This is a genomic window from Azohydromonas lata NBRC 102462, from assembly GCF_001571085.1.
GTDB classification, from domain to species: domain Bacteria; phylum Pseudomonadota; class Gammaproteobacteria; order Burkholderiales; family Burkholderiaceae_C; genus Azohydromonas; species Azohydromonas lata.
Map to the genome: position 1 here is coordinate 1 of NZ_BCTC01000156.1, position 11,296 is coordinate 11,296.

Here is an 11,296-nt window from a genome sequence, read left to right on the forward strand (position 1 = left end):
GGGCCTGCGGCGTGATGGTCCAGCTGCCGTCGGCGTTGTGCACCACCGTGCCGTGGTCCGCCGCCAGCGCCGTGACGGACAGCGACTCGCCGTCCACATCCGTGTAGCCCTGCAGCAGTTGCGCCTGCGTGAGCGTGAAGGCCATGCCCATGTGGGCCTGCGCCAGCGTGGCCGGCATGCCGTTGAGCACCGGCGCGTCGTTGCTGCCCGTGACGGTGACGGCAATGAGCTGCGTGGCGCTCCTGCCGCTGCCGTCGGTCACGGTGACGCAAAAACGCTCCACCACGGTCTGCCCCGCGGCAAGCGCCTGCACCGTGGCATGACCCACGCTGTAGGACCAGCCCACCCGGCCCACGCCGTCGCCCGTGGCCGTGTCGGCGAGCACGGCCGTGAGGCTGCCGCCCAACGCGTTGCCCTCCACGGCCGACACCGCCACGGTGTGCGTGTCCACGAGCTCCAGGTCGCGGAAATCGATGCTGCCTTGCGTGCCAAGCGTGGTGAGCGCCCCGTCCTGCACGGCGCCGTCGGTATGGGCCGTGATGAACGGCGCGGCGGGGTCCACCAGCTGGCCCTCCACCGACACCAGCAGCTTCTCCACCATCACCACGCCCAACTTGGTACCGCTGCCAAAGTCGAAGGCGAAGTCCCGGCCCGGCCCGTTGAGCACCTCGCCATCGACGCGCTCCACGCTGGCCAGGTGCGCCAGGTAGCGCGCCACCTCGGACTGCACCCGCGCGCTGGCCCACTCCGCCGCCGTGAATTCCAGGCGCAGCGTGTCCATGCCGGTGGTGCCGCTGTAGGAGTCAATGCAGCCGGCGTTTTCGGCCAGGCGGTAGATCAGCAGGTCGTCGCCGGCGCCGGCATCTATGAGATCGCCGCCGGCATTGCCATCGATGGTGTCGTTGCCCGCCTGGCCGTAGAGCAGGTCATTGCCGCCGCCGCCATAGATCAGGTCGTCGCCGGAGCCGGCATAGAAGCTGTCCGCGCCACCTTGGCCATACATCTGGTCTGCACCCGTGGTGCCGGTGTACTTGCCGCCGTTGGCTCCTGCCGTGTACGTCGCCATGGTGGTTGTGCTCCTGTCGGATTCGATCGGCGCCACCGGGCAGCGCGCGCCAGTGGAGCGCGCGCCGGCAGCAACGAGGATGTCAATGCTTGGGGGATGAAGAGAAGGCGCGCCAAGCCGCCTTCACCGCCGAGACGGCGGCGGCGAGGCTGCTCAGCAGCAGCAGCAGCAGCGGCGGCGGCGGCGCTGCGCCGCCAGCCCGGCCAGCGCCACGCCGGCCAGCGCCAGGGAGCCGGGTTCGGGCACGGCACGGCCACCACCGAGGCTCACGTGCAGCGTGAAGCTTCCCCCGGCGCTGCCGTCGCCCGCCAGGGCGAAGCTGGCGCTGCACCCGCTGTAGCGGGCCCCACCCACGGCGTAGCCGCCGGGTTGCCACAGCGGCGCAGCCAGGGCCAGGTCGCAGCCCCCCAGGTCGGGACCGTTGCCGAAAGCGCTCAGCGCCAGGTAGTACACGCCGGTGGTGGGCAAGGTGAACACGCCCAGGAAGGCATTGGCCGTGGAGACGCCGTTGAGGTCGAGCGAGCCAGGGTCGAAATCCGCGTCGTCGCCCGTGGCCAGCAGCTGCCCGGCGCTGCTGAACAGCGACAGCACCGAGTCGCCGAGCGTGTCGGCGTTGATGGCGTCGTCATGGTCGGCGTAGAGCCGCTGGCCCGCGCGGCCAAGGAAGCTGTACCAGGCCACGCCGTTGCCATCCTGCAGCGTGCCACGCACCGTGGCGTGGCTCACCGTCGCGGCGTCATAGACGTTGGCATCCGGCGCGACGGCGAACAGCGGGTCCAGGTTGGTGGCCGTGGGGGCCGCCAGGCCCAGCAACGGGATGCACAGCGCCAGCGCGGCAAAGCTTTTGCGAACAGGGTTCATGGAAACAGGCTTGGCAGTCGTCAAGGTAAGGGACACGGCCGGCGCGATGGCCGTGGCCGCACGGGGAAGCTTTTCCACCGTTGGCCTGACCAAGCCGCACCGCTGGGCTACAGCTCGCATTCGGCACGCCGTTCAGGCAGGCGCCGGAGGCGAAACATCCACCGAAAGTGGCACCAGAGGCGAAGCTGCACTGAGAAAACAGCATTATTGTAAATATTTAAAACATTCAGTAAACAAAATTACGGCCGTTTTCCTCTTGGAAAAAGCCTTATCCGGCCGTGGACCTGGACTGGCCCAAACAACAGCACGGCCGGTGCCGCGCAGAAGCAGTGCTGGCCGGTGACAAACCGAGACCGGACACCCCTTGGCGCCCTCACGCCCACCCCTGAGCGCTAGGCCGCCGTGGCGGCGCATGCACGTGCGCCGCAAAGGCCAGGTCCGACCGGGCCTCGCGGCCTGGCCTGACGTCCATGCAACAGCCCGCCACCGCGCGGTTGTGCGCCTCAACGCTCGCGCAATGCCCCCGAGACGCCGCGCGTGATGGGGCTGAGCAGGTACTGCAGCACCGTGCGCTGGCCGGTGCGGATGTCGGCCACGGCCGTCATGCCGGGCTTGAGCGCGATGCCGCGCACGCTCGGCGCGGCCTCCAGCCGCACGCGGCCGCGGTAATAGCTCATCGGCTGGCCGTTGGGCCCGGGCTCGGTCAGCGTGTCGGCGCTCAGGTAGACCAGCGTGCCGGACAGCGAGCCGTAGACGCTGTAGTCGTAGGCCTCGAACTGCAGCCGCGCGGGCAGGCCCACGCGCAGCTGGCCGATGTCCGAAGGTTGTATGCGCAACTCCACGACGAGATCGCCGTCGGTGGGCGAGATCTGCATGAGCTCCTCGCCGCCGCGCAGCACGCCGCCCACGGTGTTGACGCGCAGCACCTTCACCACGCCCTCCAGCGGCGCGGTGAGCTGCGTGTACTTGAGCACGTTGCCGCGCTCGGCCTGGCGGTGGCGCAGCGCGGCCAGCTCGGCCGACTGGCGCGCCACCTCGGTGCGCGCGTCCTGCAGGTAGCGGTTGCGCAGCTCGGCCAGGCGGCCGCGCAGATCGGCCACCTGGCGCTGCGCGTGCAGCAGCTCCACGCGGCTGAGATCGCCCGTGGCGTGCAGCGATTCGTTGACGCGCAGCTCCTCCTGCGCCAGCGCCAGCGCCTCGCGCACGGGCGCGGCGCTTTCCTCTAGCGTGCGCCGGCGCTGCAGGAACAGGCCCCGTTCGGCCTGCGCCACGTCGGGGTAGGCGGCAAAGGCTTCACCGCTCCAGTCCGGCTCGCGGCCCTCGGCCTCGGCGCGCGCGCGCGCCAGCGACGCCTGCAGCGCGGCGCCGCGTGCCTGGTTCTCGTCATAGCCGGCGCGGGCGCGGTCGGGCTCCAGCACGGCCAGCACCTGCCCGGCCGACACGCGCTCGCCCTCCTGCACCTTCAGCGCGGAGAGCACCCCGCCGTCCACGGCCTGGATCACCTGCGTGCGCGCGTTGGGCATGAGCTGCCCCGGCGCGCGCACGGTCTGGTCTATCTCGAACACACCGGCCCAGCCCAGGAAGGCCAGTGCCCCCAGCGCCGCGACGTGCAGCATGCCCAGGCGAAATTTTGGATGGCTCATGGCGCGACGGTGGGTTGGCGGGGAACGGTGGTGGTTGCGGCGAGCGGCGGCGCGGGCTGGCCCGCCGCGGGCGCCGCCGGGACGGCCGGCATCTGCAGCCGCGCCAGCACCTGCGCGGTTGGGCCGTCGGCCACGATCTGGTGGCCGGCCACCACGATGAGCCGGCCTACCAGCTGCAGCAGCTCCGGCTTGTGCGTGACCAGCACCAGCGTGGCGTCGGGGGCGGGCTCGCGGCGCAGCAGCTCGATCACCTGGCGCTCGGTGTTGCCGTCCAGCGCGGCGGTGGGCTCGTCCAGCAGCCACAGGCGCGGGCGGCGCAGCACCACGCGCGTGAGGTTGACGAGCTGGCGCTGCCCGCCCGAGAGGCCGCTGCCGCCCTCCTGTATGGGCTGCTGCAGGCCGCGCGGGTGCGGCGCGACCACGGCCTGCAGCAGCCCGGTGCGGCGCGCGGCGTCCAGCACGGCCTCGTCGCCCGGATCGGCCAGGCCCAGCAGCAGGTTCTCGCGCAGCGTGCCGGCAAAAAGCCGCCCCTCCTGCTGCAAATAGCCCATGTGCTCGGCCAGCACCGGTTTGGCGAGGTGGGCGAGGTCCACGTCGTCCAGCAGCACGCGCCCTTCCTGCGGCCTGTACATGCCGGACAACAGGCGCAGCAGCGTGGTCTTGCCCGCGCCTATGGGGCCGATGACGCCCACGCGCTCGCCCGCGCGTATCTCCAGCTGCGCCACCTTGAGCGCCGGCGCCGCGGCGTAGCGCGCCACCACGCCCTCCAGCCGGTAGTGGCCGCGCAGCCGCTCCAGCAGCACGGGCTCCTGGCCCTGGTGGTCGTCCTCCAGCCGCCACAGGACATCCAGCCCCTCCAGCGCGGCGCGCGTGTGCGACCACTGCAGCAACTGGTTGGCCAGCAAGGCCATGGGCGAGAGCACCCGCCCGGCCAGGATGGTGCAGGCCACCAGCGCGCCCGTGGTGAGCCGGCCCTGCCCCACCAGCCAGGCGCCCGCGGCCACCAGCAGCACGTAGCTCAGCTGCTGGAAGGCCGACATCAGGTGCTGGAAATGCTCGGCCAGGCGGCGCGAGTCCAGCTCGGCGCGGCGCGCGGCCTCGGTGTGCTGCAGCCAGCGCGAGAGCATGCGCCAGCCCGCCTGGCCGGACTTGATGGTCTCCGCGCCCTCCACCGTTTCCACCAGCAGCCCGGTCTTGAGGTTGGACGAGCGTGCGCCCTCCTTGGCCGCCGCTTCCATGCGCGCGCGCATCCACAGCGCCAGCGCGAGCGACAGGCCAAAGAACAGCAGCGGCACCAGCACCAGCGCGCCACCGATGAAGGCCAGGCAGCCCAGGAACAGCGCGGCAAAGGGCAGGTCCACCAGCACCGTGCCCGTGCCCTGCGCGAGGAAGGAGCGCACCGTCTCGTAGCCGCGCAGCTGCGAGGCCAGGCTGCCCACGCTGCCGGGCAGCTGGTCCAGCCGCAGCGACAGCAGCCGCAGGTACACCGTGCGCGCCAGGCGCTGGTCCACGCCGTCGATGAGCTCCTCGTACAGCCGCGAGCGCGCGCTGCGCGCCACCCAGTCCAGCAGCGTGGCCAGCAGCGCGCCGCCGGTGAGCACCCACAGCGTCTGCATCGCGCCCGTGGGAATGACGCGGTTGTAGACGTGCATGGAATAGAACGAGGCCACCAGGCCGATCAGGCCAATGAGCAGCCCGCCCAACGCCGCCTCCAGCAGCAGCCGGCGCCGCCGCAGCATCTCGGCGCGCACCAGCGCGAACGCCGGGCTGCGGCCCACGGCAAAGGGCGGCAGAAGTTTCACCGCCGCCAGCTGCCAGCCGTCCAGCGCGGGCAGCGCCTGCTCCTGCCACTGGCCCTGCGGTCCTTGCTGCGCTTGCACCCCCGGCTGCCCTGGCCCGCCGCTCCAGCCCTGCAGCACCCAGCGGCCTTGCGCGTCCTGGCCCAGCAGCACATGCCACTGCCCCGTGGGCGAGAGGGCCAGCGCGGGCACGCGCGCGGGGTCGGCCTCGGCCAGCCACAGCGGCGCCTGCAGGCCCAGGTGGCCGGCCAGCCGGGCCAGTTGCGCGCGGGCGTCGCCGCCGCCGGCCTGGGCCTGCGCGGCGGCCTCGCGCAGCGCCAGGCGGTCCACGCCTTCGCGCCGCAGGGTGGCCAGGCGCAGCAGCGCGGCCGATAAATCGTTGTCGTCGTTCACGGAAAACTCGCAGCGGAAGTGAGGCGGTCCAGGGTGGCGGGCAGCCCGTCGGCCAGCAGGCCCAGCCGCCAGGAGGCCACGCGTTGCGCGGCGTCGAAGTCGGCCCATTGAATTTCGGTCTGCACCTGGTCGCGGGCGGCGTTCATGAGGTCCTGCCAGCTCTTGCGCCCGGCCAGGAACTGGCGGTCCCAGGCCTGGCGCACCTGTTCGGACAGCTCTGCGGCGGCGCGCAGCGCCTCGCGCCGGTCGGCGGACTGCAGCAGCAGTGCATGGTCGGCCGTGACCTGCTCGGCCAGCTCGCGCCACTGCGCATCCGCCTCGGCCAGCGCCGCGGCCTGGCGGCTGGTGGCCGCGGCAATGGCCGACTGCTGCGACAGCCCGGCGCCGAAGCTGCTGGACAGGCTGAGCGCCACCACGCTGCTGCCGCCCACCCCGGGCGAGGAGAGATTGCCGTGCAGCCGCTCCGCGCGCAGCCGCAGCTCAGGCCAGCGCTCGGCCTTGCGCTCGGCCACGGTGGCGGCCTCGGCGTCGGCTTGGGCGCGGTACAGCGCCAGCAGCGGCGAGGCCGCCTGCACGCGCTGCAGCACCGCGCCCAGCGAGGCGTCCACGGACAGCGGCGGCTGCGCCGGCGCGGCCAGAGCGGCGCCGTCCAGCGCCCGGCCCACCAGCTGTGACAGCCGGCCCAGCGCCACGCGCTGCTGCACCTGGGCGCCGCCCAGGTCGGCGCGCAGCGAGGCCAGCCGCTCCTGCGCCAGGAGCTGGTCGGCACGCGCCGACTGTCCCTGCTCCACGCGGCGCGTCACCAGCGCCAGCAGCCGCTCATGCTCGGCCAGCGCCTTGTCCAGCGCATCGAGCTTGAGCCGCGCGGCCCACCAGTCGCCATAGCCCTGCGCCACGCGCAGCGCCAGCTGCAGTTGCGCCAGCTGCTGCGAAGCCTGCGCCGCGGCGCTGCCGGCCTGCGAGCGCTGCAGCCGCGCCGTGAGCCGCCCGCCCGTCCACAGCGGCTGGGTCAGCCCAATGGCCGTGGCGGCGCGGTCGCCACGGTACAGGACGCTGTTGCCGGCCCAGGCACCGTCCACGCTGGCGTGGGGCGTGGGCCAGAACTGCCAGCGGGCGGCGTCCTCGTCGGCATGCGCCGCATCGGCGCGCTCGCGCTGCACCTGCGCGGCCGGGTGCCCCTCCAGCGCCTCGGCCATGAGCGCGGCCAGCTCGCTGGCGGCCGCGGGCCGCACGGCACCGGCCAGCGCCAGCGTCACGGCCAGGCAAGCGGCCAGGCGCGGAGCCGCGCGGGCGAATCCACGGACGAAGCTCATGCGCCGCGCACCATGGCCTCGAAGGCCTGTTCCATGGCGCGGGTGTGTGCGCGCGCATCCCAGGCCGGCAGCGCCGCCAGGCGTTGCCGCAGGCCCTGCTTGAGCGCCAGCAGCGCGGTGCGGTCGGCGGCCTTGGCCACAGCCATGGCGACGTAGGCCTCGTCATCGCCGGCCACCCAGTCGTCCAGCCCGGCGGCGCGCATGAAGCTCGCGCCCATGCGCGAGACGAAGTGCGCGCCCTCCAGCGTGAGCACGGGCACGCCCATCCACAGCGCCTGCAGGCTGGTGGTGCCGCCGTTGTAGGGCAGCGGGTCCAGCGCGATGTCCACGTCGGCGTACTCGGCCATCATGTCCGTCAGCCCCGTTGGGCCGCGGAACTCCAGCCGCGCGGGGTCCACGCCCAGGCCCTGCAGCCGCTGCGTGAACAGCCGCACCGCGCCGGCGTCGCCGAAGCTGGGCGCCTTGAGCAGCAGCCGCGAGCCCGGCACGGCCGCCAGGATGCGCGCCCACAGCCGCAGCGTGCGCGGCGTGAGCTTGGGCACGTTGTTGAAGGAGCCGAAGGTCAGCGGCCGCCGCGCGTGGGCCGCGCCGTAGGCGGGATAGGGATAGTCCACCTCCGGTGCAAAGCAGAACACCGTGCCCGGCAGCCGGGCGACGGCTTCGGAGCACAGCGCCTCGCAGCCCGGCGGGGTGACCACGGCGTCGCCCAAGAGCCAGTCCACGTTGGGCACGCCGGTGGAGCCGGGATAGCCCAGGTAAGTGGCCTGCACGGGCGCGGCGCGCTGCGCGAACAGCCGCATGCGCTGCTGCCCGGTGTGGCCGGCCAGGTCCAGCAGCAGGTCTATGGCGTCGGCATCGATCTGGCGGGCCAGCTGCACGTCGTTGAACGTGGCGGCCTCGCGCCAGTGCTCCACGCGCGAGCGCGCCAGCTGCGTCTGATCGTCGCGCGAGGGGCCGGTGAAGTACAGGAAGGTCTCGAAGCGGCTGCGGTCCAGCTCGCGCAGCACGGGCTGCATGAAGATGTTGACCGGGTGCTGGTGGTGGAAGTCGGCGCTGACGATGCCCAGCCGGATGCGCCGCCCAACCAGCGGCGCGCGCTTGAAACTCCCGCGCGCCCTTGCGCCGCGGCCCAGCGGCGCGAACAGCGTGCGGTGCAGTTGCGCCACGGCTTGGGCGTCGAGCCGGTCGCTGTAGAGCGCACTCATGGCGGCGCTGGAGGCGGCGGTGGGCGCCGCATCCGGCGCCTGTGCGAGCTGGCGGTACAGGGCCAGGGCGGTGTCGGCGTCGCCGCGCCGCCCGGCGATGGAGGCGCGCATGGACGTGGCGCCGGGCATGGGCGCCATGGCTTCGGCACGCTGGAGCATGGCCTCGGCCTCGTCGAGCTGCCAGCACTCGGCCTGCAGGTGCGCCAGGTTCCAGTGCGCCTGCGCACTGCCGGGGTGCAGCTCCAGGCAGCGCTGCAGCACGGCCAGGGCTTCCTGCCACAGGTTGTGGCGAAAGGCCCGCTCGGACAGCCGCGTGAGCGTGGCCTCACTGGTGGCGGCGCTGGCGGCGGTGAACAGGGCCAGGGCCTCGTCGCGGCGGCCCAGGCGCATGAGGGCTTCGCCCAGCTCGGTCTGGATGTCGGCCACGTCGTCGGCCGAGGCGCCGTCGGTGGACGCCGCGGCCAGCGCCGCGCGCAGCGACTGCAGCGCGCGCGCCGCGTCGCCGCGCTCCAGGCGGTAGGCGGCCATGTGCCAGTGCACGGCGCGGGGCAGCGCGGCGTCCTTGCGCGCCGCGGCCTGCAGCGCCTGCTCATAGGCGGCCTGCGCGGCGCCGAAATCGCCCTGCAGCTCCAGGCAGCGCGCGGCGGCCAGCGGCGCCTCGTAGCGCTCGGGGGCAACGTCCATGGCGCGGCGGTAGGCGGCCACGGCCTGGCCCAGCTCGCCCATTTGGCGGCAGAGGTGGCCCGCTTCCAGCCAGGCGCTGTAGTTGGCGGGGTTCAGGCGCAGGGTGCGGGCGAAGGCTTCGCGGGCGTCCATCCAGCGCGCCAGGCGCACCAGGCAGCGCGCGGCCTGTAGCGCCGCGGGCTCCAGCGAAGGCTGCAGCGCCAGCGCGGCCTCGAAGCTGGCCAAGGCTGTGGCCCAGTCCTGCGCGCGGAAGGCGGCGTTGGCCTGGTTGAAGGTATTGGCGGCTTCGTGGGCCGCTTCGTCGTTCGGTTCGTTCATGACTTCAAGAAAAATCCCGCGGTGACAGCGCCGCCAGCCACGGCTGGGCCGCCTCGTTGGGCAGGAACAGATGGGCGCGATGGCCCAGGGACAGCCCCATGGCGGCCCTGGCGCCCGGCAGCCCGCCGTCCAGCGCGTAATGGGCGTAGTCCTGGGCCTGGCACCAGTGCTCGAAGAAGGCCAGGCCGGCATCGGGCAACAGCTCGCACACGACGGCAGGCCGATGCCGGCGCAACAGTGCGGCGGCGCCGCGCAGCACCTGCGGCTCGTGCGATGCGGCGTCGAGCCTGAGCAGCATGGGCGTGCCCGCGGGCTCGTGGGCCAGCGCCTGCTCCAGCGTGGCCCGGCCCGCCTCGTCTCCCAGGGCCACGCGATGCAGCCGCAAGGCCGCCTGCAGCTCGGACATGCGCGCGTTGTGCGCCAGCACGTCCGCAATCTCCGCCACCGGCTCGAAGGCATGGGCGCGCACGGCACCCGCGGCCAGCGCGAGCAGGCTGTAGAAGCCGGTGCTGGCGCCCACGTCCACGAACACGGGCCGCAGCGCGCGGCTCCACGCGGCCACGAGGGCGGGCAGCGGCGCCACGTAGGCGCGCCAGCCGCCGTCGAGCACCGCCATGGCCACCGGGTCGCGGCCGCCGCAGCTGTCCATCCAGAAGCGGCCGGGGCCGCGGCCAGGCCCCGAACCCGGCCCGTCCAGGTCCACCTGCACGAAGTGGTTAAGGTGCATGCGGTGCTCCGTCCTGCGCCGCCACGCGGTAGCGGTGCGCATCAGCACCCAGCAGCCGCCGCCAGGCGGCCTGCAGCTCGGCCTCGAAGCGCTCAGGGCTGAAGGCCGCCGCGGTGGCGCGGCCCGCGGCCTGGCGGCGGGCGGTTTCGGCCTCATCCATCTCCAGCGCCGCGGCCAGGGCGCGGGCGAAGGCTTCGAGATTGCCCTCCTCCACCCACAGGCCGTTGTCCGGCGTGGCGTACTCGCGGCCGCCGCCGCCATCGAAGCCGCACACCAGGCAGCCGGCGGCCATGGCTTCCAGCGGCGGCAAGCCCAGGCCTTCGTGGCGGCTGAGGCTGGCGAAGATGCTGGAGCCGGCCAGCAGCCGCGCGACGTCGGCGCGGCCCGCGTTGGCGATTTCCACCCAGGGCACGTCGGCGAACCTGGGAAACAGCCCCTGGAACAGCGTGCGCAGCAGCCGCGCGTCGTCGGGGCGCTTGCGCGGCATGAAGGCGATCTGCCGCCGCTTGGGCGTGCCGGCCGCGGCCTGCGCGAAGTGCGGCAGCAGCGCGGGGCGCACCACGTGCCAGTCGCAGCCGGAGCCCCAGCGCCGCAGCGTGTCACGGGTGAAGGCGCTTGGGCACAGGCCGCCGGCCAGCGGGAAGGCGTTGAGCCGTTCCATGTCCGCGAAGCCGCGGAAGGTGTAGTACGGGTTCTGGTTGTGTATGGCGACGCGGCAGGGCAGCCCCGCCAGCCGCGCGAACGTGGCCGGCGGCGTCACCTCGGCCACCACCAGCCAGTCGTCGGCGTGCCAGGCCATGTGGTCGCTCCAGGTCACCAGCGGCACCGGGTAGGGCTGCGCGGGCAACTCGACGCGCGCGCCCGGGTCCAGCAGGGCGAAGCAACGCCAGCCCAGGCGGCGAAGGGATGCCGCGTGCTGGAAGTTCACCAGCTCGCCGCCGGCCGACAGCGGCAGCGAGCAGGCGTAGTAGATGGCGGGGAGGTGGTGCGTTGGAGGCTGCGCCATGAGGCTCAAATCACTGCCACCGCCGGGCTCACGAACACGGTGCTCAGCGAGGCGTTGTGCGTCCAGGTCTCGTAAGCCGTGCCGCCAATGGTGGTTTGCGTGCCGTGGGTCCAGCCCGCGGTGCCCGCGCCGTCAGCCAGGTCCAGCGTGTCGCCGGCATCGCCCGTGACCATCAATTGGTGGCGGCCGTTGGCCGTGAAGCCATTGACGCCCGCCATGTCCAGCACATCGGCCGCCTTGAGCGCCAGCGCGTTGTCGCCGCTGCCGGTGAGGTCGATCTT

9 protein-coding genes and 1 pseudogene are annotated in these 11,296 nt (G+C 73.1%); 1 reads left to right on the top strand and 9 read right to left on the bottom strand.

From position 1 onward, the window contains the following. Together ALA01S_RS28725 and ALA01S_RS28730 are read right to left on the bottom strand one after the other, a co-directional pair. Positions 1–1,066 (bottom strand): cadherin-like domain-containing protein (locus ALA01S_RS28725; protein ID WP_169806037.1); only part of this gene is annotated, 1,066 nt, incomplete at its 3' end. Between the two features lie 153 nt (positions 1,067–1,219). Then, on the bottom strand, positions 1,220–1,927 hold the full coding sequence (locus ALA01S_RS28730) for a PEP-CTERM sorting domain-containing protein (protein ID WP_066342762.1): 708 nt from the start codon (positions 1,925–1,927) through the stop codon (positions 1,220–1,222). Positions 1,928–1,937: 10 nt separating this feature from the next. On the opposite strand from ALA01S_RS28730, the gene ALA01S_RS34165 reads away from it, so the two are divergent. Further along, the gene (locus tag ALA01S_RS34165; RefSeq protein ID WP_169806038.1) at positions 1,938–2,270 is read left to right on the top strand and encodes a hypothetical protein; all 333 of its coding nucleotides are present in this window, start codon (positions 1,938–1,940) and stop codon (positions 2,268–2,270) included. 160 nt (positions 2,271–2,430) lie between these two features. On the opposite strand, the gene ALA01S_RS28735 is transcribed toward ALA01S_RS34165, so the two are convergent. The 7 genes and pseudogenes from ALA01S_RS28735 to ALA01S_RS34175 form a co-directional block, all read right to left on the bottom strand. After that, positions 2,431–3,570 (bottom strand): beta-barrel domain-containing protein, encoded by a 1,140-nt coding sequence (locus tag ALA01S_RS28735; RefSeq protein WP_157119365.1) that lies wholly within the window; start codon positions 3,568–3,570, stop codon positions 2,431–2,433. Then, the gene (locus ALA01S_RS28740; RefSeq protein ID WP_084268045.1) at positions 3,567–5,762 is read right to left on the bottom strand and encodes an ATP-binding cassette domain-containing protein; all 2,196 of its coding nucleotides are present in this window, start codon (positions 5,760–5,762) and stop codon (positions 3,567–3,569) included. Before ALA01S_RS28740 ends, ALA01S_RS28735 begins: the two co-directional genes overlap by 4 nt. Continuing rightward, positions 5,759–7,075: a TolC family protein gene (locus tag ALA01S_RS28745; RefSeq protein ID WP_066342766.1), complete on the bottom strand. Its 1,317-nt coding sequence runs from the start codon at positions 7,073–7,075 to the stop codon at positions 5,759–5,761. Before ALA01S_RS28745 ends, ALA01S_RS28740 begins: the two co-directional genes overlap by 4 nt. Further along, a complete protein-coding gene (locus ALA01S_RS28750; protein WP_066342768.1) occupies positions 7,072–9,282 on the bottom strand; it encodes an O-linked N-acetylglucosamine transferase, SPINDLY family protein in 2,211 nt (736 codons plus the stop codon). Before ALA01S_RS28750 ends, ALA01S_RS28745 begins: the two co-directional genes overlap by 4 nt. Before the next feature lie 4 nt (positions 9,283–9,286). Then, positions 9,287–10,009, bottom strand: a complete 723-nt coding sequence (locus ALA01S_RS34170; protein ID WP_066342771.1) for an FkbM family methyltransferase — start codon at positions 10,007–10,009, stop codon at positions 9,287–9,289. Next, positions 9,999–11,015: a glycosyltransferase gene (locus ALA01S_RS28760; protein WP_066342777.1), complete on the bottom strand. Its 1,017-nt coding sequence runs from the start codon at positions 11,013–11,015 to the stop codon at positions 9,999–10,001. Before ALA01S_RS28760 ends, ALA01S_RS34170 begins: the two co-directional genes overlap by 11 nt. Positions 11,016–11,020: 5 nt before the next feature. After that, positions 11,021–11,296: pseudogene (locus ALA01S_RS34175) on the bottom strand (hypothetical protein); the annotation flags it as partial.